Source organism: Bacillus sp. RAR_M1_44, from assembly GCF_020165935.1.
Classification (GTDB): Bacteria; Bacillota; Bacilli; order Bacillales; family Bacillaceae; genus Bacillus; species Bacillus altitudinis.
This window is the reverse complement of the sequence record NZ_JAIUKX010000003.1, coordinates 277,376-300,149: the sequence shown is the minus strand read 5'-3', so window position 1 is coordinate 300,149 and position 22,774 is coordinate 277,376. Positions and strand designations below refer to the sequence as shown.

Below are 22,774 nucleotides of genomic sequence, written 5' to 3'. Positions count from 1 at the left end.
ATTCATGGTAGTAGGAGATTTCCCAATCGAAACAGATACTCTTGTCATCGGTGCAGGTCCTGGTGGATATGTAGCTGCTATTCGTGCTGCACAGCTAGGACAAAAAGTAACAATCGTTGAAAAAGGAACACTTGGCGGCGTATGTCTAAACGTCGGCTGTATCCCTTCAAAAGCATTGATCAATGCTGGACATCGTTTCGAGAATGCAAAGCATTCTGAAGACATGGGTATCAAAGCTGAAAACGTAACAGTTGATTTCACAAAAGTTCAAGAGTGGAAAGCTTCTGTTGTAAACAAATTAACAGGTGGAGTTCAAGGTCTTCTAAAAGGAAATAAAGTAGACATCGTCAAAGGTGAAGCTTATTTCGTAGACAGCAACTCTGTACGTGTCATGGATGAAAATTCAGCGCAGACTTATACATTTAAAAATGCAATTCTTGCAACTGGATCTCGTCCAATCGAATTGCCTACATTTAAATACACAGACCGCGTGATTAACTCAACTGGTGCTTTAGCGCTTAAAGAAGTACCTAAAAAGTTAGTTGTCATCGGTGGTGGATACATCGGTACTGAGCTTGGTACTGCTTATGCGAACTTTGGAACAGAAGTTGTCATCCTTGAAGGTGGAGACGAAATCCTTCCAGGTTTTGAAAAGCAAATGAGCTCATTAGTGAAACGTAACCTGAAGAAAAAAGGAAACGTTGAAATTCACACAAACGCTCTTGCAAAAGGCGTTGAAGAAAAATCTGACGGTGTCACTGTTACTTTCGAAGTAAAAGGTGAAGAAAAAACTGTCGATGCTGACTACGTACTTGTGACTGTTGGTCGTCGTCCAAACACAGATGAGCTTGGTCTTGAGCAAGTTGGTGTTGAATTGACAGACCGCGGAGTTGTCAAAACTGACAAACAATGCCGTACAAGCGTTTCAAACATCTATGCAATTGGTGACATCGTTGATGGACCACCACTTGCACACAAAGCTTCTTACGAAGGTAAAATTGCTGCTGAAGCAATCGCTGGAGAGCCAGCTGAAATTGATTACCTTGGTATTCCTGCTGTTGTATTCTCTGAGCCAGAACTTGCAACTGTTGGATACACTGAAGCAGAAGCAAAAGAAGAAGGAATCGACATTGTTGCAGCGAAATTCCCATTCGCAGCAAACGGACGTGCACTTTCTCTTGATGCAACTGATGGTTTCATGAAAATGATCACTCGTAAAGAGGATGGTCTAGTGATCGGTGCACAAATCGCAGGTGTTGGCGCTTCTGATATGATTTCAGAGCTTAGCCTTGCAATTGAAGCTGGAGTGACAGCTGAAGATATCGCAATGACAATTCACGCTCACCCAACTTTAGGTGAAATCACAATGGAAACGGCTGAAGTAGCAATCGGAAGCCCAATCCATATCGTAAAATAATGAACGTTGAAACCCTCTCCACACGGAGAGGGTTTCAGATTGTTGACAAAGGGCTAAAATGAACTTGATTTTAGCCCTTTGTCTTCTTTTCAGCGCGATAGAAAACCTTTGCAGCCCTAGGAAGGACGAGTACTGGAGCGGAGCGAATTTGACATTCGTGAGCACCAGCACGCAGGGCTGACAAAGAATGCGAGGGTTGGTCTACACGCTGAAGCCCTCTCCACACGGAGAGGGTTTTTTTATGTATGTGAAACCTCGCTGAAAACGAAAAACCCTCATGAGCTGAGGGCTTTTTTCATATGGATATATAAGTGCAAAGTCGAACCGTTAATTTGTATTCACTCGATCTAATGCTTGGCATATGGGTGATAAGATATCCTCTTTACTTCGGACATTACCTTCCACCTTCACAATGACCTTTTCATTATTGACAAGTAAAATAGCCGGCAGTTCGTCTACTTCATTTTTCCAGCCTTTACGATCTTCTTTGACAATCATCTTGGACATTTCCTTCGGATATTCATTTTTTAAATCGAGCACTGCGTCATAATAAGGACTTTCTTTATCAAGATTTTCTGCATCAGTAAAAAAGAGAATTCTTGGCTTTTGAATATGACTGACCTGGTCTGTCTGATTCGGTATGATATACGCAAATGAGCATGAACTAAGTACAAAGAGCATAGGGAATATAATGAGAAGGGTCCTCATAAAATTCAATCTATTCACCTCAAAATCCTTTGGGGTTGTACCAACATTTTTAGGAGCCAGTTCCCTGTTAGTCACTCTAGTGTATCACGTCCTTTTTGACAATTTTCGATTGTTACTCAATTGTTACAGAATTGATATGAAGCAAAATACATTTGAAACGTTTCCTCAATATGATGAGAAAAAAACATATTTTTATAAAAAATGATTAATTGTGTCATACAATTAACCGTTGACAACTTAAATGTGACATCATATTATAGAGATATGAAATAGATTAAACGCTTTCAAACTTTGAGTAAAGAAAAGGGGAATGTACAAGTGGGTACAATTATTTGTCAAGATTGCAATGAAACCATTGATCAATTTGAAAATGAAAAAGTGACAACACTTTATGGAACATGTGGTCACTGTCATTGCTGTGATGAAGCCTCTGAATAAATAAAAAAGCATGCAGCTCCAATTGGGGCTGCATGTTTCTTTTTTATAAAATGGCTTTTTGTTCTTTAATGACACGAATCATATCTAGTGTGGAATCTTCTGGTCCTTGAACAGGAAGACCGATTTCGATATTTTTAAAGATATAGGAGATATTTTCTTCTGTGATGATTTCTCCTGGTATAAAAATAGGAATACCAGGCGGATAAACCATGACAAATTCTGCAATGATCCGGCCAGCCGCTTCTTTAAATGGAATGACTTCCGTTGTTGCGTAAAAAGCGTCACGCGGCGTCATCGCAAGCGAAGGGATTTCAGGCAGTAACACTTCTGTCACGGCTTGTTTGCCGCCTTGACGTGCAGAGGTGGCCGCAATTTCCTTCATAGCCGTTACAAGCGTATCAATCGTCTCATCACAATCGCCAGGCGTCACGATACATAAAATATTGTATAGGTCAGAGAGCTCTACTTCAATTCGGTAGCTTTCTCTTAGCCATTTCTCCACATCATGGCCATTGAGACCAAGGTCTTTAATGGAGATGATTAATTTTGTTGGGTCATAATCGTAAGTAGAAGGTGAACCGAGAATTTCTTGACCAATACAAGTAATACCTTCAATTTCGTTTAAACGAGTTCTTGCTGATTCAGCTAATCGAATGGCTTCATCTGCAAGTGCCTTTCCTTCAGTCGCTAATCGCTTTCTAGCGACATCCAGGGAGGCTAAAAGCAAATAAGAAGTAGACGTAGTTGTCAGCATGCTTAAAATAGATTGTACTCGATCCTTTGAAACAAGCCCTTCTTTTATATTTAAAATCGAGCTTTGGGTGAGAGAGCCACCAAGTTTATGCACACTTGTTGCTGCCATATCAGCTCCCGCCTGCATCGCAGACAATGGAAGCTCATCGTGAAAATGAATATGCACACCATGTGCCTCATCTACAAGAACAGGTACGTCATATGAATGAGCAATGTCTACAATGGTTTTTAAATCAGCTGAAATGCCAAAATACGTTGGGTTAATCACAAGCAGCCCTTTCGCATCTGGGTGTTTAGTCAGCGCTTTTTTAGCTGACTCTGGCGTGATGCCATGAGAGATGCCAAGCTCTTTGTCAATTTCCGGGTGAATAAAAACAGGTACTGCACCAGAAAATACAATAGCAGACATAATCGACTTATGGACATTACGTGGAACAATAATTTTGTCTCCAGGACCACAGACGGTCATCACCATTGTCATGATCGCGCCGCTTGTTCCTTGTATAGAGAAAAACGTATGGTCGGCACCAAATGCTTCTGCTGCAAGCTCCTGTGCTTCTTTGATCATTCCTCGAGGCGAATGTAAATCATCAAGAGGTTCTATATTAATAAGGTCAATGCTTAATGCATTGTCTCCAATGAATGCTCTAAATTCAGGGTCCATTCCGGCTCCTTTTTTATGGCCTGGAATGTGAAATTGGACTGGATTGGTTGAAGCGTGTTTTTTTAGTCCAGTGTATAAGGGTGTATCATGTTGTGACAATTGCTTTCCCACCTTCATCGAAATACCTGCTATTATTATCCCAATAACAGCAGATTTCATTGCATAAAACAAAAGAATTATATTATGAACTGATCGGAATGTAAAGCATAAAATCAATCGGATTCTGATCAAACAGATGCTATAATAAAAGTTCAAATAAGAAATGTGGATTAAAGTGAGGGACAAGTAAATGGAATATCAATATCCAATGGACGTCGACTGGACAACTGAAGAAAAGATGGCGGTCATTTCATTTTTTCAAGCCGTTGAAAAAGCCTATGAAACAGGAATTGCGAAACAAGCATTACTAGAGGCTTATAAACGATTTAAAGAAGTTGTACCATCAAAAGCAGAAGAAAAGACGCATTGTGCGGCGTTTGAAAAGGGAAGTGGGTATTCCCCTTATCGCACAGTAAAAAGCGCAAGAGAGGCTGAAGAAACAGCTATGATACGGATGTAAAAAACGAGCCAATATAGGCTCGTTTTTTTATACAGATTCTTTTTGTGTAAAGCGGTATAGATAAGTTACTGTGCGGAAGGCATCTTCAATTTTTGATAAGAATTCTTCATTATTCATTTGAACAACTTCTTCTCTAGGAAGCTGGATGCCGCAAAGGAGTTCGGCCTTTTTGACTGTTTGAACACGTTCAAATAGTGTTCTCAGCTGTTCAGCATCAAGTTCGCTGTGGCGGAGGACGTCCGGTTTCATATGATCCTTAGACCAAACAAAGTATTGCGGTATTTTCTTTTGGATCGTGTCCAGCTCTTTTTCGAATAATTGCCCATATTCACCTTTTACTGGAGATTCATAAATAAGCGCAAACCATACAAATACATGAGTTTTCCAAAGCCCAATTTGAAAATGAGGGAGCTTTTTATACCCACGCTTACTGTTAGCGAAAGCCACCCAAGTGTCATTTGGCGGGTTGACTGATCTTCTTGCATGTTTTGCCACGTGGACAAACATTTCGTCTCCTGTAATAGAAGAAAGAAGCGGTGCAAAATGTTCACCAAGTGCTTCAAGCTTTGGACGGACTCTCTCTTTTAATACGGTCATACGTTCATCTAAACCGTCTACTGTGAATGTTTCAAAATCTTCATCTCTAAAACGCATTTCACTCATGTTATGCCTCCTGTATCTTTTCGCTGATCATATTTTATCATAGCTTGGGTCAAGCTCAAAAAAAGATGCACTTTAAGGAGAAAGATAGCAGGGATCTTGGTTCGGCGTTTAAAAACATCGATTTTGTGGTACATAACAAATAGGTAAAAACACAATTTTCAGAATGTCGTTGCGGTTATGCGATCGCTTCATACGATATAAGCAAGAACCATTTCTCTTATCGATTGTATTTTTTATCAATGAAAACTGACAAGGAATGAATCATTCTCTGGAAGGGGCGTTGACCAATGAAGCAAATCGTGAAGCATGGGTATAGACAAGAGAAGAAGAATCGCATCGCTGTGTGGAGATTAGAGGTTGATTATGAGCTTTCTACGCTTCATGAAGCCATCGAGCAAAAAGATGATATCCAAGTAGAACGCAGCAAACGAAAGCTTGAGCGCCTAAGAAAAGAATGGGAGCAGCTTCAAGGGTAAAACAAGGTGAGGTAAAAACGAACCAATTCATCGGTTCGTTTTTGTATGAAGCTGCTTTTTTCTTGCTTTTACGTACATAATATCAGTATGCTAATACAAATAGGTACTACATAGAAAAGAGGTTTACAGTCCGATGACAAACTGGGTGGAAATTGACCGACTTGCAAAGCTTTGGGTAAAAGAAGCGGGTAGCCGCATTAAAGCATCCATGCAGGAAGGTCTATCAATTGAAACAAAATCAAATCCAAATGATCTTGTCACAAACATCGATAAAGAAACAGAACGTTTCTTCATTGAAAAGATACAGTCGACATTTTCAGATCATCATATTTTAGGAGAAGAGGGCCAAGGGGAAGAAGTGATCTCTCTTGACGGAATAGTATGGATCATTGATCCAATTGATGGCACCATGAACTTTGTCCATCAAAAACGAAATTTTGCCATTTCAATTGGGATATTTGAACATGGTGTGGGGAAAATCGGTCTTATTTATGACGTCATCCATGACGAGCTCTATCATGCAGTCAAAGGAGAAGGGGCGTATATGAACGATACCTTACTCCCGCCTTTAAAAGATGTCGCCATTGAAAAAGCCATTGTCGGCATTAACCCAACATGGGCGATTGAAAGCCCCCATTTTGACGCTAAGCCGTTTGCCCGTCTCGTACGCGATGTGAGAGGAACAAGAACGATTGGATCAGCTGCACTTGAACTGGCTTATATTGCAAGCGGAAGAAGCGACGCATATGTCACGTTAAGGCTAGCGCCATGGGATTATGCTGCTGGATGTGTGTTGCTTGATGAGGTAGGCGCTGTTTACTCGAATATTCACGGAGAACGCTTAACGTTTCTAGAGAAAAATAGCATTGTTGCCGGAAATCGATCCGTCTGTGAGAAAATCTTGCATGATTACATAAAAGGAAGCGGAAATAAAAAATAAACAACATCACTTCATGAGAATGAAGTGATTTTTTGTTTTTCCTGAAACTTTTTGGTAAGGCAGATGTCTAAACGAATGAGGCCTTAATTTGATGTAAAGGATTGTGTAGCAATGTTTGATTTGTTTAGTGATTTATCCCTCCATTTTGAAAGGTTTTTTATTTTAAATGAGTACAGTATCCACATGATTCAATGGTGTGTGCTTGGACTATTTGTCCTTTTCATTACACTTCCCATATGGAAAGAAAAGAAGAGTCGTTATGTATTTTATGCTGGAATCGTATTAAGAGTAGTTCTGCTAGGGAGTATGACACTTGAGATGATCCACCAAGTGCTAGCTAGACAGTATACGATCGAAACATTTGAAGTGCTGACAGATTTCATGCAATTTCTCATCTATGGATATGTCTTACTTGCATCACTTTTCTATGTGATTTCTCTTCCTTATTTAAAAAATAAGGGCATGTTTTTTGCATTTGATTTATCTGTGTTACTTCTGCCTTTATGTCAAACGGTATTTATTGTGTTAGTTGAAAGCAAAAAGTTCTTTCTCAGCGGTGATACGGAGCTGATATGGAGAGATTTGATCATCATTTTGCTTATGATTGGCTTTGCCGCTTTGATACTTCACCTATTCTTTCGTTTGTTTTGGCATCAGAAGTGGAAAGAATTGCTGTTTTTCTATGGCCTGATTTTCGCTGCCCTGCTGTATATTTTTTATCCTGCTATCTCGAAGTATGAGCTACAATCTTCGTTTAAATCCATTGTGATTTTAGTAGCGGCCGCAGGAAGCTTTATGACATTACATTTGTTATGTGTGTTACTACAAAACAAGGTGAAGTTGAGACAGTGGGGTACTTGGGGAATTGTCGTCTTTTTTATGCTGATGCTGAACCCGATCTTAAATCTTCCACATATCATGTTTCAATTTACTAAAACGGAACTGACAGATACTTTCTCAGAAGAATATCGCCCTTTATCTGAAGCAAGTGCAAAAGCATTCGCTTCAAAGTTTGTACCATCGGACACTACATTATATTCAACGACTAGTAAACAGCCGATCTCTGATAACTACGTGTTTGCAGCCGATCAATATGAAGTGAATGTTTCTGCGTTTACAGGTGAATTAAACAGCTATTTTTATCATGGCCGCTCAAAGGGTCAGCATTTGACCGATAAAGAATATAGGGAAAAAACCATTGAATTTTTTGAAAGAAGCGGCCGATCCGTTGATCTAGACCGCATTCATATCGTCGTCGGAAAAGAAGACGGGGAGACAAGCGTTCTTCTTTTGCCAAAAATGTCTCAGAATAAAGATGAGAGCCTAGCGTTTGCCACATGGAAAAAAGAGACGCTTCGACAAGCGCAATATGGGAACGCCATCTTTCAATTAAAGGATATAGACGGGATCAATTTAACAAACAAAGAAATGAAAACGAAAATAAATCGTATCTATAAAAAACTAAATTTACAGCCAACAGATTATCAGATTACAGACGTTGATGGCTTTTATTTTCAGTGGCAGCATGAAGTGGAGGTAAAGACAGCCGATCAATCTACATTTGTGTTTAATGGTTCAACGAAAGAATTGCTAAAAATACAGCTATCAAAAGCGATTCTTCAACAGAAAACAGGAAATATCAGTGACGAAGATTTGTTGGAAATGATAGGGGAACAGTCAAAAGACGTGAAGACAGAAACAGGATCTCGTGAACACAAACAATATACTTTTCACGGGTCATCCCATTTACTTCATGTGACGAGAGATGCCGATGGAATTGCGTTGAATTGGCAATCAGACTCTTCTTTACCGCATACGGTATCGAATCAAGAACGTGATGAAGTCTATCAGCAAATCCTCAAAAAGTATGAACCTTATGCCATCTATAAAAAACAAATCAAGCCGGTGAGAATGATCGACAAAGAGGGGGAAAAGAGCATTTCGTGGTTTGTGATCATTCAAACTTTCGGATCGAATGAGCGGAAAATATATGAAGTAAATGGACGAACAAAAGAGGTGCAACGTTTTGACAGATAAAGAAAAACAAGCCATCTTTCAAGACTTATATGAATTGTATCAGGAAGGGGAGCTTGGAGAAGAGGCTTCTAACTGGATGATGGCGCATGAAAAGCAGTTTCAGCATTCTTTTAAGGGAAACGAGTTTACTCCTGCCCACACTGAGGATCAGAGCGATTATCTCGAATTAAAACGCATGAAGTGGTTTATTTCTTCGTTATACTTCTTTTTTATCGTATTATCAATTTGGATGACTGTGTGGTTTTATTTTTGATGTCTAGACCGACCAATCAAATTGAAAAAATATATGAAGAATATTTTCAGGAAATCACCAAATATTTATATCGCAGAACGGGAAATGTCGAAACAGCCAAGGACCTTGCGCAGGATGTATTTATCAAGGCACTGCATGGGTTATCCTCTTTTAAAGGACATTCAAGCATTAAAACATGGCTTTACACCATTGCTTATCATACGTTTGTCAACGACTATCGCCGAAAAGTAAAACGAACTTTTACGGATGTAGAAAAAGCTGATTTTTTAGAGCAGCAGATATTCATGACACCTGAAGACCATTTAGAAACTCAAGCTGATATTCAAAGGCTGTGGAGCCAGATCAATCAATTGAAGGATTCTTACCGAGAAGTCCTCATTTTAAGAGATATTCAGGAATTATCGTATGAAGAAGTAGCGGAAATTTTGAATTGGACCTTATCTAAAGTAAAGACAACCCTTCATCGAGCTAGATTAGAGCTGAAACGAAAGCTACATTGTGAGGAGTTCAACAAATGAGCTGTTATTTGATTGAAGAACTATTACCACTTTATATAGAAGGGGACACGAGTGAAGAAACAAATCAATTAGTGGATGAGCATTTACGTTCATGCAAAAAATGCCGTTATCTATATGAAGAAATGAAAGAACCAGTCTCTATTGCAAAGTCAACAGATTTCATACCGTTCATAGATGAAAAAGAAGAAAAAAGAAAGTTTGAAAGGCGCTACTATGGAAAACTGTTATTACGGGCAAGTATCGTTTTTAGTATCGTCTATCTCATCATGCTCTTGATCTATTGGATATAAGAAAGAACCCCCATCTGGATGAACCGGATGGGGGTTTTTTGAGCTTAGTTCAATTTTTCTTTAGCAATTTGAACTGCATCATAGAACGTTTTTAATTGCTCTTGAGGAATTTTCTTAAGCAATTGGTTGAAAACAAGTAATTCAGTAGAGCTGAATCCAAGACCTTTAGCGATTTTAGAATCAATTACAACGTTTCCTTTTTTGTCTAGAACAAGTGCATCACCAGCAAGATCAACAATTCTGATCACTGATTTGAAAAGCTTTTCGAATTTAGTTGCTTCTTCTTTAGTAAGACCAAGTTCAACAGCTTTTTCTGCATCAAAAACTAATTTTCCTTTTTCGTTTTTAGTGATGCTTTCACTGAAAACGATTGTAAGAACAGCTGCGCGATCTAAGAATTTCTCAGCAGTCGCCGCTTCTTCTTCAGTAAGACCGAGCTCAACAGCTTTTTTCACATCAAATGTGTAGTTGTTGTCTTCCTCAACAAATGAATTGATGAGAATGCTGATAACACGCTCGTTTTTCTCCAATAAATCTTTAATAATTTGTTGCTGCTCAAAAGGAATCCCTTTGAAAGTTGCAGCACTTGCTTGCCCAGGAGCTACTGTTGTGAAAGTAAAAATGATAGCTAAAGCGAAAAATACAACAGAGCTGAGCGATTTGCTCAAAAACTTCTTCATGCTTCTTTTCTCTCCCTTTTCTGTTAAATTTTGTTGCAAGAACAGCATACCATGAGAAACTTTGTGGAAGAATAGGAAAAATGTAACTTTTTGTTTGATTTTGGAGAACTATAAAAGTTCTTGTCGAAAAATGGAAGAGTTCAGATTGCTTAGATTTGCCAACACTATATGAATTTTTTAGTTGAATCACTAGGATTACATAGGTGGTTGGTCTTGTTTTTACCCAAAATAAAAGCCTTCTACATGTAAAATGTAAAAGGCTTTTCATAAATTTTATGATTGTACGTTTAATTTTCGTTTTAATGTAAATCCTGTACCCATGAAAATCATGGCGAACACAATACTTAAGCATGTTCCCAGTATGCTTTTTTCTGCAACAGACACTCCAATAAACGCCATACTGACGACGGCAAGTAATGCACATAATAATAGAAGCCATTTGATTTGTTTCATTTGTCTCCATCCCTTTTTTTAGAGTTAATATAAGTTTACAGAAAAACGATCGGCATTTAAAGGGGATTGTGATATAATATGAAAGTTATCTAATTATTTTAGGAGATGAAAATGTGAAACTTCGAAAAGACCTTCGCAACATCGCAATTATTGCCCACGTTGACCATGGTAAAACGACGCTTGTTGACCAATTGCTCCATCAAGCTGGTACTTTCCGTGCGAATGAAAATATCGCTGAGAGAGCCATGGATTCAAATGATTTAGAGCGAGAGCGCGGTATTACGATCTTAGCTAAAAATACTGCGATCCATTATAAAGATACACGCATTAATATTTTAGATACACCAGGACACGCCGATTTCGGTGGTGAAGTTGAGCGTATCATGAAAATGGTAGATGGTGTACTTCTCGTTGTGGATGCATATGAAGGTTGTATGCCTCAAACACGATTCGTGCTAAAAAAAGCACTTGAGCAAAACTTAACACCAATTGTTGTTGTCAATAAAATTGACCGTGACTTTGCTCGTCCAGCTGAAGTAGTCGATGAAGTCATTGACTTGTTCATTGAATTGGATGCAACAGAAGAACAGCTTGAATTCCCAGTTGTATATGCATCAGCAATCAATGGTACAGCAAGTAACGATGCTAGTAAGCAAGATGAAAACATGGAATCGTTGTTTGAAGCGATTGTCAACCATATCCCATGCCCAGTCGACAACCATGAAGAGCCGCTTCAATTCCAAGTGGCGCTACTTGATTACAATGATTATGTTGGAAGAATTGGAATTGGTCGTGTATTTAGAGGAACGATGCAAGTAGGACAGCAAGTTGCTCTAATGAAAGTGGATGGCAGTGTAAAACAATTCCGCGTGACGAAGATTTTTGGTTTCCAAGGGTTAAAACGAGTGGAAATCAATGAAGCGAAAGCTGGAGATCTTGTCGCAGTATCTGGTATGGAAGACATCAACGTAGGTGAAACAGTCTGCCCGGTAGAACACCAAGAGGCTTTGCCGATCCTTCGTATTGATGAGCCGACACTTCAAATGACATTTGTTGTGAATAACAGCCCATTTGCAGGCCGTGAAGGAAAGTATGTGACATCACGTAAAATTGAAGAGCGTTTAGAACAGCAGCTTCAAACAGACGTAAGTCTTCGTGTAGATCCAACGGATTCACCTGATGCTTGGGTTGTATCAGGACGCGGTGAGCTTCACTTATCAATTCTGATTGAGAATATGAGACGTGAAGGATTTGAACTGCAAGTATCGAAGCCAGAAGTTATTGTAAAAGAAGTAGATGGTGTTCGATGTGAGCCTGTAGAGCGTGTTCAAATTGATGTACCTGAAGAGCATACTGGCTCTGTTATGGAATCAATGGGTGCAAGAAAAGGTGAAATGATTGACATGATCAATAATGGTAACGGTCAAGTTCGCCTGATCTTTACAGTTCCATCACGTGGTTTAATCGGATATACAACTGAATTTCTTTCATTAACTCGTGGTTTTGGTATTTTGAACCATACATTTGACAGCTACCAGCCGATGCAGTCTGGTCAAGTTGGCGGACGCCGTCAAGGTGTACTTGTTTCAATGGAAACAGGTAAAGCAACTGCTTACGGAATCCAAGGCGTTGAAGAGCGCGGTGTGATTTTCGTTGAGCCGGGTGTTGAAGTATACCAAGGAATGATTGTTGGTGAGCATAACCGTGAAAACGATCTTGTTGTCAACGTGAGCCGTATGAAACAACAAACAAACGTACGTTCAGCGACAAAAGATCAAACGGTTAGTATGAAAAAACCACGTATTATGTCACTTGAGGAATCTCTTGAGTACTTAAATGAAGACGAATACTGTGAGGTTACACCGGAATCGATCCGTTTAAGAAAGAAAATTTTAGATAAAAATGAACGTGAAAAAGCAGCGAAGAAGAAAAAGCTAGCAGGATTATCTTAATTCCATGAAGAATTAAAAAGATAGAACCCTGAAAGATAAGGGGAGGGAATCTTTTTGAATGATCAGGAAGTAAGTGAGAATCTATCCTTTTTCGCGATGCTGTTTCGTGTCGATGAAAATCCGCAAACAGGGATGTGGCTCCTATATGGCACCATCCTTGTTTTAGCGATTATTGTTTTTAAACTCGGCTTTGCTAGACGTTTACCGATTTTAAAAGCACTTGTCATTTATTTGTTTTTGATTTTTGGCTGCACGTTTCTCACATTTCTAGGTATCTTCTTGCCAGTCGCAGAAGGCCTGGTTGTGGCAGCTGTCATTTTGATTATTTATAAAATACGGCTGCATCGTGCGAAAAAAGAAGGAACAGTGAGTACGTAAAAAAGACCTGAACTTGTGTCAGGTCTTTTTTATGTCTTCTGTTCTTTTTTTCCTTTTTTCTTCTTTTTCTCTTTCGTCGCAGGATCTTGATAAAGAGAGAATCTGCCAGTTTTGATGCGTGCCTCTGTCTTTACTTTAATTCTTTCTTGGCAGTCATCGCACATATATGTATGAATCGGTCGATTTCTTAACCGTTTAGCAACAAGTGTATCATCATTAATGGTTTCAAGCTTTTCACATAATGAGCACTTCACTCTCATCATTTTCACCTCACTTTGGTCATGCCTTCATTATAGCATGTTTTTTGAGCCACTTAAAATCAGTATAAAAAAGGCTTATATCACAAGAGATATAAGCCGCAGCGTGTAGGCAAACCCTCGCATTCGGTGTCAGTCCTGCGCTTCGGTGCTCACGAATGTCAAATTCGCACCGCGCCGATGCTCGTCCTTCCTAGAGTGCAAAGGTTTTCTATCACGCTGAAAAGAAGACAAAGAGCCAAAATAAAGTTCATTTTAGCCCTTTGTCAACAATCTAAAGCTTATATCACAAGAGATATAAGCCGTTCTCATTATTTCTTCTGATTCATATGATGGTTTGATTGATCGTTTTGGTTTTTTTCTAATTGCTTTTGATCTTGTTGCTTGAGCTGATGGTTCGGATCATTTGTCGGATCTGTTTCGTTACGGTCGATTTCATTTCGAGGCATTTCTGGCATCACACGTCCCACAATGGCTGCTAGTTCATCCATAATACCGCTTACTGGCCTGCCTGCTTGAATTTCTTTGCCCATTTCCTTTAAACGGCTCACTGTATCAGGATCAGCGACGACCACAGCATTCGCACCTTCTGGATCATTTTTCAGTGCTTTGGCGACTGAATATTTAATGGTTTCAACTTTGCTTCTATCTAAATCATCTTTTACATCAATGCCGACGACAGCATACTTGCCGATGACGATCGCTGTTGCGTCATTTACATCTGCTACATGCTCAGTCACATTCACTAGGTGTTTTGCCACATCTGTTGATGGGCGGGCTTTGTCAGTGTTTTTCTTGGATGAGTCTGATACTCTTACTAAATGCTTGTTTCCGTCTTGATGTTCTTGTGCCAAAGGCTTCTCTTGATGTTGGCAAGCGCCTAATAAAAGAATGGTTTGAACCATGAATAACGTCAAAAATAGTCGCATGTGTATTCCCTCCTTCACAAACTGCATGATTTATTTTATTGTTGAATTAACCTTCTAACTTTATTCATGAAAACATATATTTTAACAATCGTTTTTGGAAAGACAAGGATGAATGAAACCCCGATCAGGAGGCGAAGGACCTGAGTAAAATTTATGTATTAGACACAAATGTGTTATTACAGGATCCGAATTCAATCTTTTCATTTGAAGACAACGAGGTCGTGATTCCGGCCGTAGTGTTAGAAGAAGTAGACTCGAAAAAAAGATATATGGACGAGGTTGGGCAAAATGCACGACGTGTCTCACGTTTAATCGACGGGTTGAGATCGAAAGGGAAACTGCATGAAAAAATTACGCTGGAGTCAAAAGGAACGCTGCGTATTGAGCTGAATCATCGCTCTTTCCATGAACTTCAAGAAATTTTCATCGAAAAAACAAACGATAACCGGATTTTGGCTGTTGCGAAGAATTTGAGCTTAGAGGAAGAAACAAAACCGGATGGCCGGCCTGTCATTTTGGTCAGCAAAGATGTCCTGGTGCGAGTAAAGGCAGATGCCATTGGTCTGCAAGCAGAGGATTTCTTAAGCGATCGTGTGCTACAAAATGAAGACATTGATAACGGCTATCACGAGCTCTATATTCCGACTGAGCAGCTGAATACATTTTATAAGCAAAATCAGTTACCGATAAAAGACGTCACCCAAACGCCATTAAACCCTCATCAATTTGTTATTATGAAGGGAAATGAGGGTGGTTCTGCTTTGGGGATGCTTGATCAAAAAGCAGAGCATGTGAAACGGCTTATTTATGACCAAGAACATATTTGGGGAATTCGCCCAAAAAATGTCCAGCAAACGATGGCGCTTGAGTTACTTTTACGCCGCGATATTCCGCTTGTGACACTTATCGGAAAAGCGGGAACAGGAAAGACACTGCTTGCACTTGCTGCTGGATTAATGCAGACAGAGGACCTCGGTATGTTTAAAAAGCTCATCGTGGCCCGCTCCATTGTTCCTGTTGGTAAGGACTTAGGGTATTTGCCAGGCGAAAAAGAAGAGAAACTCAGACCGTGGATGCAGCCGATCTATGACAACCTAGAATTTTTATTTAACACAAAAAAACCTGGTGAACTCGATGCGATACTAGCGGGCATCGGTTCAATTCAAGTGGAAGCTTTAACGTATATTCGCGGGAGAAGTATCCCTGATCAATTTATCATTATCGATGAGGCGCAAAATTTAACAAAACACGAAGTAAAAACATTATTAACGCGGGTTGGTGAGGGAAGTAAAATTGTGCTGATGGGAGACCCAGAGCAGATTGATCACCCTTATTTAGACAGCTTAAATAATGGGCTCACATATGTCATTGAGCGTTTCAAAGGGCAGCAAATATCTGGACATGTCAAGCTTGTCAAAGGAGAAAGGTCTGGACTTGCACAGCTTGCAGCTGATTTATTATAGTCCAGACCCGCCATCTTATGTAATGATTAACTCTTTGACGCCTTTAATCGGCTGAGTGATGTTGGACTGATCCTCGAAATAAACGTGGATTGGTCCTTCTTCTGTTATAGGTTTTCCATTTTGGCTGAAATGGGCAATGCTATCCATCGCCTTAGAGAGCGGAACAGCAATTGTTTCTGTTTCTGTGACAAATTCACACGTCTCCGCTTGTTCGAGCGGTTCTGCATTTTTTATCATGTCGCCAAGTTTCATCCCGAAGCTGCCTGTGACAAGTCTTTCTTTTTCGTATTTTTTCTCTGTTTTTAATGTGGGTGGAAGTGTTTGACCTTCTCTTATGACCCGCTCTTGATCAAGCTCCTGATCTAGCTGCTGCTCTTCGTTTGCTGCACTTTTCTCAAAAAATGAATCCATTAAAAATTTACGGTCATCAAAAATCCATACACTCGGATCAATGGTGATCTTGTATTGTACGTTCCCCTTGATTTGAATAATGCTCATGTTCAAGACAACCCCTTTCCAACATAAATTATAGAAGTTTTCGCCCGCTTTGTCACTTTCATAAACATGCACCTCCTTGTACAAACTACGATTAGACGAAAAACAGGGAGGATTTTGGGCATGGCATGTCGTGACAATGAAGAGCTTCAGCGATTTGTAGAAGAGGCAAAAAAGGTGGCCAAAAATGGAAAGGTAGCATCCTATATTCCGGCACTCGGTAAAGCGGATCAATCGGATTTATCTGTCGCTGTTTATCATGTGAGTAATACGTGCCACTCAGCAGGAAATGTTGATAAACGATTCACCCTGCAAAGTATTTCAAAAGTATTAGCACTGGCGCTCGTGCTCTCAGAAGAAGGACCGAAAAAAGTGTTTCAATATGTTGGACAAGAACCGACTGGCGACCCGTTTAATTCGATGATTAAACTAGAGACAGCAAGCCCAAATAAGCCGCTTAACCCAATGATTAATGCAGGAGCGCTTGCCGTTACAAGTTTAATAAGAGGGGCAACGCCGCAAGATCAGCTGAACCGGCTGCTTGGTTTTATTAGAGAGCTTGCCAATGACACCACCATTACATATTGCAAAGAAACCGCTGCATCCGAATTTGAAACATCAATGATTAACCGCGCAATGTGCTATTATATGAAGCAATATCATATCATTAAAGGGAATGTAGAAGAGGTGATGGACGTCTATACGAAGCAATGCGCCGTCATGATGAACAGCCTGGATTTGGCGAAGATCGCATGTGTTTTTTCATTAGATGGCAGGCATCCAGAGACAGGAAAGCAAATCCTTTCGAAAGATGTCGCTAGAATTTGTAAAACGTTTATGGTTACATGCGGTATGTACAATGCGAGCGGGGAATTTGCGATCAATATCGGAATCCCTGCTAAAAGTGGTGTTTCAGGCGGAATTATGGGGGCGGCGCCATACGACTTTGGGATAGGTATATTCGGGCCTGCTTTGGATGAAAAAGGGAATAGTATTGCGGGTATTAAGCTGCTTGAGCTCATGAGTGAAAAATATGAGATGAGTATCTTTTAATGACGAATGGCTTCTTTTTATTTTTACAGAGCGAACTGTACAAATCTGCTTGCAATTTTGGGCGTTTCGCTTTATGATAAATAGAAGAATTAGGTACTCGCCTGGGGAACGGAGGGATACTTTTGGCGTCAGAAATTTTAGTCGATCATCGGCAAAAAGCACTGGCTTTATTAAAATTGGATGCAGATAAAATTTTAAAATTGATCCAAGTGCAAATGGACAACTTAACGATGCCGCAATGTCCTCTTTATGAAGAGGTTTTAGATACTCAAATGTTCGGATTATCGAGAGAAATTGATTTCGCTGTCCGGCTTGGATTAGTTGATCAACATGAAGGCAAAAAACTACTCGATAAACTTGAGAGAGAACTATCCGCACTTCATGATGCGTTCACAAAAAAATAATGATTGAAAACTCAAACTTCCACAACATAAGTTTGAGTTTTTTTGTCCGCCTTTTTATTTTGATTGATGCCAAACGGACTTGATTGTCTCATGAAAGACGAACAATATAAAGAGGTAAAACGGGATCAAACGGAGAAAATGTAGTAGAATAAGAACAGCTAAGAGAAGAGAATATCAAGCAGTAGAAATAGACGTTAGGAAGAGGATTATATGTTAAAGAGAATGCTAAAATCGTATGACTACTCATTATTGTTCGCCATTATATTAATTAGCGCATTCGGCTTGGTGATGGTGTATAGCTCAAGTATGATTACATCTGTGATCAGATATGATGCTGCGCCAGATAATTTTTTCAAGAAACAGCTTTTATTTATGATTGTCGGGGCGGTCATCTTGATTTTTACAGCCCTCATTCCGTATCAGCTGCTCTTAAATAAAAGATTCCAAATTGTGATGCTTTTGCTATCTGTGTTTTCTCTCATTTATGTGTACTTTGGCGGTCACATTGCAGGGAATGCTAGAAGCTGGATCAAATTTGGACCTTTTAGTCTTCAGCCAGCGGAATTCGTGAAGATCGTTGTCATCATTTATCTTGCTGCTGTCTATGCAAAGAAGCAGCATTATATTGACCATATTTTAAGAGGGGTTACACCTCCAATTGTGGTTGTCTCCATCCTATGCGGATTTATTATTTTGCAGCCAGACTATGGGACAGCTTTTATCATTGGTATGATTGCCCTTGCGATGATTTTATGCTCAGGGTTTAGCGGTAAAACGCTGGCCAAGCTGCTCGCTTTATTTAGTGCGGTGATGGTTGTTGTGACACCGTTTATTATTCTTTTTTGGGATAAAATTTTCACGCAGAATCGTCTTGGACGTTTTGAGAGTTTCCAAGATCCATTTAAAGACGCAGGCGCTTCTGGGCATCAATTGATTAATTCATATTATGCGATTGGATCAGGCGGCTTTTTTGGTCTTGGTCTTGGAGAGAGTGTACAAAAGTATGGATACCTTCCAGAACCGCATACAGATTTTATCATGGCAATTATCTCGGAAGAGCTTGGTTTTTTCGGTGTATTTTTTGTCCTTGCTCTCCTTGGCTTTATTGTCGTGAAAGGTTTTTACATTGCGAGAAAGTGTGAAGATCCGTTTGGAAGTTTGCTTGCAATAGGAATTTCTTCAATGATTGCCATCCAAACGTGTATTAATTTGGGCGGTGTTTCAGGGCTCATTCCGATCACTGGGGTTACACTTCCGTTTATCAGCTACGGGGGATCCTCTATCATTTTACTGAGTGGATGTATGGGAATATTGCTGAATATCAGCATGTTCACTGAATATAAAGAGCGTTATAAAAAGAAAAAATCAATCAGCAAACCATCGATTCAAAAAAATGGATTGCAGAAAACTTTGAATCTTTAGAAAACAAAAGTGTACAGTTTTCATTTCTTCCTTTATTATAGAGTACATATAAAATTTTAAGGGATATGGAGGAGTGAGAATGTCACAGAGAACAATTCAAAAGGTTCTAGTTGCAAACAGAGGGGAAATCGCTATCAGAGTCTTTAGGGCCTGTACGGAGCTCAACTTACGTACAGTGGCCATTTACTCCAAAGAAGACTCGGGCTCTTATCATCGCTATAAAGCCGATGAAGCATATCTAGTTGGAGAAGGGAAAAAGCCGATTGATGCCTACCTTGATATCGAGGGGATCATCGAAATTGCAAAACGAAATGACGTGGATGCGATTCATCCAGGATACGGATTTTTATCTGAAAACATTCATTTTGCAAGACGATGCGAAGAGGAAGGCATCCAATTCATCGGCCCAACTTCTCAACATTTAGATATGTTTGGAGATAAAGTAAAAGCGAGAGATGAAGCGAAAAAAGCTGGGATTCCAGTCATTCCAGGAAGTGACGGGCCGGTTGATTCGGTCAAAGAAGTCGAAAAATTCGGTGAAGAATACGGTTACCCGTTTATTATTAAAGCTTCACTTGGAGGCGGCGGCCGAGGTATGCGGATTGTCAGATCAAAAGAGGAGCTGAGCGAAGCCTATGACCGTGCAAAGTCAGAGGCGAAAGCGGCTTTTGGAAATGACGAAGTATACGTTGAAAAGCTGATTGAAAATCCGAAACATATTGAAGTGCAGGTGATTGGAGACAATCACGGCAATATCATTCATTTATATGAGCGTGACTGCTCTGTTCAAAGGCGTCATCAAAAAGTCATTGAGGTTGCACCAAGTGTGTCTCTTTCTAATCAATTGCGTGAAGACATCTGTGAAGCGGCTGTTCAGCTGGCGCAGAATGTATCGTATATCAATGCAGGGACTGTAGAATTCCTAGTGGCAAATGGGGAGTTTTATTTTATTGAAGTCAATCCTAGGGTCCAGGTGGAACACACGATCACAGAAATGATCACAGGTGTCGATATCGTCCAAACCCAAATTCTTGTCGCAAAAGGACATGACCTTCACAGCAAAGAAGTCGGGATACCAAAACAAGAAGATATCTTTACACATGGATTTGCCATTCAATCAAGGGTCACAACAGAAGATCCTTTGAATGATTTTATGCCAGATACAGGAAAAATTATGGCTTACCGTTCAGGCGGTGGTTTTGGTGTACGTCTTGATACAGGGAACAGCTTCCAAGGTGCGGTGATTACGCCTTTTTACGATTCACTGTTGGTCAAGCTGTCTACTTGGGCACTTACTTTCGATCAAGCTGCGGCTAAAATGGTCCGAAATTTACAAGAATTCAGGATTCGCGGCATTAAAACAAATATCCCGTTTCTTGAAAACGTTGCAAAGCACGAGAAGTTTCTAAGAGGGGAATATGATACATCGTTTATTGATTCGACACCAGAGCTATTTAACTTTCCTAAGCAAAAAGACCGCGGAACGAAAATGCTTACTTATATTGGTAACGTTACCATTAATGGGTTCCCTGGTATTTCGGAAAATAAGAAGCCTCATTTTGATCAACCAAATGTGCCGAAACTTGCTGTCCATGAAACGATTCCTTCTGGAACGAAACAATTGTTAGACAAGCATGGACCTGAGGGGCTCGCCAATTGGGTGAAAGAGCAAAGCGGTGTACTCTTAACGGATACAACCTTTAGAGACGCACATCAATCCCTGCTTGCAACACGCTTTAGAACACACGACTTAAAGAAAGTTGCTCAGCCAACAGCAGGTTTATGGCCAGAGTTATTCAGTATGGAGATGTGGGGCGGTGCTACCTTTGATGTGGCATATCGTTTCTTGAAAGAAGATCCTTGGGAAAGATTGAAAGAGCTTCGTCAAGAAGTGCCAAACACTTTGTTCCAAATGCTATTAAGATCATCAAACGCTGTCGGATATACAAACTATGCGGATAATGTGATTAAAGCATTTGTAAAGGAATCGGCAGAGGCAGGCATTGACGTCTTCCGTATTTTCGACAGTCTAAACTGGATCAAAGGCATGACGCTTGCCATTGATTCTGTTCGTGAATCCGGCAAAGTGGCAGAGGCAGCGATTTGTTATACAGGTGATATTCTTGATCCATCACGTCCGAAATATGATTTGAAATATTATGTCTCTCTTGCGAAGGAGCTTGAATCCGCAGGCGCTCATATTTTAGGCATCAAAGATATGGCGGGATTATTAAAACCGCAGGCGGCTTATGAACTTGTATCGGCTCTAAAAGACGAGCTCACGATTCCAATCCATCTTCATACACACGATACGAGTGGAAATGGACTCTTCACCTATGCAAGAGCGATTGATGCAGGTGTTGATATTGTTGATGTTGCTGTCAGCTCTATGGCGGGGCTCACATCACAACCAAGTGCGAGCTCATTATATTATGCTTTAGACGGACATGAAAGAAAGCCCGAAATGAATGTTCAAGCGGTTGAACGTCTTTCTCAATATTGGGATTCCGTCAGAAAATATTACCATGAGTTTGAAAGCGGAATGAATTCACCGCATACAGAAATTTATGAGCATGAAATGCCTGGTGGCCAGTATAGTAACCTGCAACAGCAGGCGAAAGGAGTCGGCCTTGGCGACCGCTGGAATGAAGTAAAAGAAATGTACAGACGTGTAAATGACATGTTTGGTGACATTGTGAAAGTGACACCGTCTTCTAAAGTAGTCGGAGATATGGCACTTTATATGGTGCAAAACGATCTGACAGAAGAGGATGTTTATGAAAAAGGAGCAACACTGGATTTCCCAGATTCGGTTGTTGAATTGTTTAAAGGTTATTTAGGACAGCCTCATGGCGGATTCCCAGAAAAATTGCAAAAGCTGATTTTAAAAGGGGAGGAGCCGCTTACTGTCAGACCAGGTGAGAAACTGAAACCAGTGGACTTTGAAGAAATCAAAAAGCAGTTCAAAGAATCACATGACTTGACGTTAACAGAACAAGATGCCATTGCATATGCTTTATACCCGAAAGTCTTTTCTGAATTTGTTCAAACAGCAGAAAGTTATGGAGACATCTCTGTTCTTGACACACCAACCTTCTTCTACGGCATGAGACTTGGTGAAGAAATTGAGGTAGAAATTGAAAAAGGGAAAACCCTCATTGTCAAACTCGTGTCAATTGGAGAACCGAATCCAGATGCTACAAGAGTGCTTTACTTTGAGCTGAATGGACAGCCGCGTGAAGTGGTCATTAAGGATGAAAGCATCAAATCCTCCGTTCAAGAAAAAATGAAGGCAGATCGCTCAAATCCAAATCACATTGCGGCATCGATGCCAGGCACTGTGATCAAAGTGCTTGTTGAAAAAGGACAGAAAATTTCTCAAGGTGAGCATTTGATGATCAATGAAGCGATGAAAATGGAAACGACGGTACAAGCACCGTTCTCAGCAGTCGTGGATGAAATTCATGTCACGAATGGAGAAGGGATTCAAACTGGAGATCTGTTGATTGTCTTAAAGCCTGAATAATGAGTGAGACACATCCACTGCGATGTGTCTTTTTTTTGAGCGCATT

Annotated in this window: 24 protein-coding genes; 16 read left to right on the top strand and 8 right to left on the bottom strand. The window is 40.1% G+C overall.

What is annotated here, in order from left to right; genetic code table 11:
• Positions 1-4: 4 nt before the first annotated feature.
• Entirely contained in the window at positions 5-1,417 is a 1,413-nt protein-coding gene (lpdA, locus tag LCD34_RS17400) for a dihydrolipoyl dehydrogenase (RefSeq protein ID WP_003211097.1), read from the top strand.
• 327 nt (positions 1,418-1,744) lie between these two features.
• Here the strand turns inward: lpdA and LCD34_RS17395 are convergent, their stop codons facing one another.
• Positions 1,745-2,125 (bottom strand): hypothetical protein, encoded by a 381-nt coding sequence (locus LCD34_RS17395; RefSeq protein WP_223255627.1) that lies wholly within the window; start codon positions 2,123-2,125, stop codon positions 1,745-1,747.
• Positions 2,126-2,443: 318 nt separating this feature from the next.
• On the opposite strand from LCD34_RS17395, the gene LCD34_RS17390 reads away from it, so the two are divergent.
• Positions 2,444-2,563, top strand: a complete 120-nt coding sequence (locus LCD34_RS17390; protein WP_003212464.1) for a GapA-binding peptide SR1P — start codon at positions 2,444-2,446, stop codon at positions 2,561-2,563.
• Between the two features lie 43 nt (positions 2,564-2,606).
• Here the strand turns inward: LCD34_RS17390 and LCD34_RS17385 are convergent, their stop codons facing one another.
• Positions 2,607-4,079, bottom strand: a complete 1,473-nt coding sequence (locus LCD34_RS17385) for an aminotransferase class I/II-fold pyridoxal phosphate-dependent enzyme (protein ID WP_017367175.1) — start codon at positions 4,077-4,079, stop codon at positions 2,607-2,609.
• A 190-nt stretch (positions 4,080-4,269) separates the two neighbouring features.
• On the opposite strand from LCD34_RS17385, the gene LCD34_RS17380 reads away from it, so the two are divergent.
• Positions 4,270-4,539, top strand: a complete 270-nt coding sequence (locus LCD34_RS17380) for a UPF0223 family protein (protein ID WP_008345089.1) — start codon at positions 4,270-4,272, stop codon at positions 4,537-4,539.
• 27 nt (positions 4,540-4,566) lie between these two features.
• Here LCD34_RS17380 and LCD34_RS17375 read toward each other — a convergent pair whose 3' ends face one another.
• Positions 4,567-5,202, bottom strand: coding sequence for a DUF1054 domain-containing protein (locus LCD34_RS17375; RefSeq protein WP_017359393.1), 636 nt, complete (start codon positions 5,200-5,202; stop codon positions 4,567-4,569).
• A gap of 287 nt (positions 5,203-5,489) precedes the next feature.
• Between LCD34_RS17375 and LCD34_RS17370 the strand changes: the two genes are divergently transcribed.
• The 6 genes from LCD34_RS17370 (at position 5,490) to LCD34_RS17345 (ending at position 9,716) form a co-directional block, all read left to right on the top strand.
• Positions 5,490-5,678, top strand: coding sequence for a hypothetical protein (locus LCD34_RS17370; protein ID WP_008345085.1), 189 nt, complete (start codon positions 5,490-5,492; stop codon positions 5,676-5,678).
• Positions 5,679-5,811: 133 nt separating this feature from the next.
• Entirely contained in the window at positions 5,812-6,618 is an 807-nt protein-coding gene (locus LCD34_RS17365) for an inositol monophosphatase family protein (RefSeq protein ID WP_017359392.1), read from the top strand.
• Between the two features lie 183 nt (positions 6,619-6,801).
• Entirely contained in the window at positions 6,802-8,655 is a 1,854-nt protein-coding gene (locus LCD34_RS17360; RefSeq protein ID WP_224559784.1) for a hypothetical protein, read from the top strand.
• Positions 8,645-8,908: a hypothetical protein gene (locus tag LCD34_RS17355; protein ID WP_048001595.1), complete on the top strand. Its 264-nt coding sequence runs from the start codon at positions 8,645-8,647 to the stop codon at positions 8,906-8,908. The genes LCD34_RS17360 and LCD34_RS17355 overlap by 11 nt, the downstream gene beginning before the upstream one ends.
• On the top strand, positions 8,908-9,426 hold the full coding sequence (locus tag LCD34_RS17350) for an RNA polymerase sigma factor (protein WP_035701060.1): 519 nt from the start codon (positions 8,908-8,910) through the stop codon (positions 9,424-9,426). Before LCD34_RS17355 ends, LCD34_RS17350 begins: the two co-directional genes overlap by 1 nt.
• Positions 9,423-9,716, top strand: a complete 294-nt coding sequence (locus tag LCD34_RS17345) for an anti-sigma factor family protein (protein WP_017359388.1) — start codon at positions 9,423-9,425, stop codon at positions 9,714-9,716. The genes LCD34_RS17350 and LCD34_RS17345 overlap by 4 nt, the downstream gene beginning before the upstream one ends.
• Positions 9,717-9,760: 44 nt before the next feature.
• Here LCD34_RS17345 and LCD34_RS17340 read toward each other — a convergent pair whose 3' ends face one another.
• Both LCD34_RS17340 and LCD34_RS17335 read right to left on the bottom strand, forming a co-directional pair.
• Positions 9,761-10,396: a hypothetical protein gene (locus LCD34_RS17340; RefSeq protein ID WP_035700632.1), complete on the bottom strand. Its 636-nt coding sequence runs from the start codon at positions 10,394-10,396 to the stop codon at positions 9,761-9,763.
• 273 nt (positions 10,397-10,669) lie between these two features.
• The gene (locus LCD34_RS17335) at positions 10,670-10,849 is read right to left on the bottom strand and encodes a DUF5325 family protein (protein ID WP_008345070.1); all 180 of its coding nucleotides are present in this window, start codon (positions 10,847-10,849) and stop codon (positions 10,670-10,672) included.
• 113 nt (positions 10,850-10,962) lie between these two features.
• Between LCD34_RS17335 and typA the strand changes: the two genes are divergently transcribed.
• Positions 10,963-12,801 carry a translational GTPase TypA gene (typA, locus tag LCD34_RS17330; protein ID WP_008345068.1) on the top strand — a complete coding sequence of 613 codons (1,839 nt, stop codon included), beginning with the start codon at positions 10,963-10,965 and terminating at the stop codon, positions 12,799-12,801.
• A gap of 96 nt (positions 12,802-12,897) precedes the next feature.
• Positions 12,898-13,179 carry a YlaH-like family protein gene (locus LCD34_RS17325; protein ID WP_045034298.1) on the top strand — a complete coding sequence of 94 codons (282 nt, stop codon included), beginning with the start codon at positions 12,898-12,900 and terminating at the stop codon, positions 13,177-13,179.
• A gap of 29 nt (positions 13,180-13,208) precedes the next feature.
• On the opposite strand, the gene LCD34_RS17320 is transcribed toward LCD34_RS17325, so the two are convergent.
• Positions 13,209-13,439 carry a YlaI family protein gene (locus LCD34_RS17320; protein ID WP_008345063.1) on the bottom strand — a complete coding sequence of 77 codons (231 nt, stop codon included), beginning with the start codon at positions 13,437-13,439 and terminating at the stop codon, positions 13,209-13,211.
• 308 nt (positions 13,440-13,747) lie between these two features.
• Positions 13,748-14,365, bottom strand: a complete 618-nt coding sequence (locus tag LCD34_RS17315; RefSeq protein ID WP_008345059.1) for a YhcN/YlaJ family sporulation lipoprotein — start codon at positions 14,363-14,365, stop codon at positions 13,748-13,750.
• A gap of 140 nt (positions 14,366-14,505) precedes the next feature.
• Here LCD34_RS17315 and LCD34_RS17310 point away from each other — a divergent pair, with 140 nt between their 5' ends.
• Complete coding sequence (locus LCD34_RS17310) at positions 14,506-15,828, top strand: PhoH family protein (RefSeq protein WP_025207279.1); 1,323 nt, start codon at positions 14,506-14,508, stop codon at positions 15,826-15,828.
• Positions 15,829-15,843: 15 nt separating this feature from the next.
• Here LCD34_RS17310 and LCD34_RS17305 read toward each other — a convergent pair whose 3' ends face one another.
• Positions 15,844-16,326, bottom strand: a complete 483-nt coding sequence (locus LCD34_RS17305) for a hypothetical protein (protein ID WP_008345056.1) — start codon at positions 16,324-16,326, stop codon at positions 15,844-15,846.
• A gap of 120 nt (positions 16,327-16,446) precedes the next feature.
• Here LCD34_RS17305 and glsA point away from each other — a divergent pair, with 120 nt between their 5' ends.
• The 4 genes from glsA to pyc all read left to right on the top strand — a co-directional run bounded on the left by glsA (position 16,447) and on the right by pyc (position 22,728).
• Entirely contained in the window at positions 16,447-17,376 is a 930-nt protein-coding gene (gene glsA, locus LCD34_RS17300) for a glutaminase A (protein WP_035392166.1), read from the top strand.
• 122 nt (positions 17,377-17,498) lie between these two features.
• Entirely contained in the window at positions 17,499-17,780 is a 282-nt protein-coding gene (locus tag LCD34_RS17295; RefSeq protein ID WP_003212509.1) for a YlaN family protein, read from the top strand.
• Between the two features lie 210 nt (positions 17,781-17,990).
• A complete protein-coding gene (gene ftsW / locus LCD34_RS17290) occupies positions 17,991-19,202 on the top strand; it encodes a putative lipid II flippase FtsW (protein WP_008345051.1) in 1,212 nt (403 codons plus the stop codon).
• A 79-nt stretch (positions 19,203-19,281) separates the two neighbouring features.
• The gene (pyc, locus tag LCD34_RS17285; RefSeq protein ID WP_224559783.1) at positions 19,282-22,728 is read left to right on the top strand and encodes a pyruvate carboxylase; all 3,447 of its coding nucleotides are present in this window, start codon (positions 19,282-19,284) and stop codon (positions 22,726-22,728) included.
• Positions 22,729-22,774 lie beyond the last annotated feature (46 nt).

Coding starts and splice junctions, on each gene's coding strand:
- lpdA (WP_003211097.1), top strand. CDS start 5: ATGGTAGTAGGAGATTTCCCAATCGAAACAGATACTCTTGTCATCGGT.
- LCD34_RS17395 (WP_223255627.1), bottom strand. CDS start 2,125: ATGAGGACCCTTCTCATTATATTCCCTATGCTCTTTGTACTTAGTTCA.
- LCD34_RS17380 (WP_008345089.1), top strand. CDS start 4,270: ATGGAATATCAATATCCAATGGACGTCGACTGGACAACTGAAGAAAAG.
- LCD34_RS17375 (WP_017359393.1), bottom strand. CDS start 5,202: ATGAGTGAAATGCGTTTTAGAGATGAAGATTTTGAAACATTCACAGTA.
- LCD34_RS17370 (WP_008345085.1), top strand. CDS start 5,490: ATGAAGCAAATCGTGAAGCATGGGTATAGACAAGAGAAGAAGAATCGC.
- LCD34_RS17365 (WP_017359392.1), top strand. CDS start 5,812: ATGACAAACTGGGTGGAAATTGACCGACTTGCAAAGCTTTGGGTAAAA.
- LCD34_RS17360 (WP_224559784.1), top strand. CDS start 6,802: ATGATTCAATGGTGTGTGCTTGGACTATTTGTCCTTTTCATTACACTT.
- LCD34_RS17350 (WP_035701060.1), top strand. CDS start 8,908: ATGTCTAGACCGACCAATCAAATTGAAAAAATATATGAAGAATATTTT.
- LCD34_RS17345 (WP_017359388.1), top strand. CDS start 9,423: ATGAGCTGTTATTTGATTGAAGAACTATTACCACTTTATATAGAAGGG.
- LCD34_RS17340 (WP_035700632.1), bottom strand. CDS start 10,396: ATGAAGAAGTTTTTGAGCAAATCGCTCAGCTCTGTTGTATTTTTCGCT.
- LCD34_RS17335 (WP_008345070.1), bottom strand. CDS start 10,849: ATGAAACAAATCAAATGGCTTCTATTATTATGTGCATTACTTGCCGTC.
- LCD34_RS17325 (WP_045034298.1), top strand. CDS start 12,898: ATGCTGTTTCGTGTCGATGAAAATCCGCAAACAGGGATGTGGCTCCTA.
- LCD34_RS17320 (WP_008345063.1), bottom strand. CDS start 13,439: ATGAGAGTGAAGTGCTCATTATGTGAAAAGCTTGAAACCATTAATGAT.
- LCD34_RS17315 (WP_008345059.1), bottom strand. CDS start 14,365: ATGCGACTATTTTTGACGTTATTCATGGTTCAAACCATTCTTTTATTA.
- LCD34_RS17305 (WP_008345056.1), bottom strand. CDS start 16,326: ATGAGCATTATTCAAATCAAGGGGAACGTACAATACAAGATCACCATT.
- glsA (WP_035392166.1), top strand. CDS start 16,447: ATGGCATGTCGTGACAATGAAGAGCTTCAGCGATTTGTAGAAGAGGCA.
- ftsW (WP_008345051.1), top strand. CDS start 17,991: ATGTTAAAGAGAATGCTAAAATCGTATGACTACTCATTATTGTTCGCC.
- pyc (WP_224559783.1), top strand. CDS start 19,282: ATGTCACAGAGAACAATTCAAAAGGTTCTAGTTGCAAACAGAGGGGAA.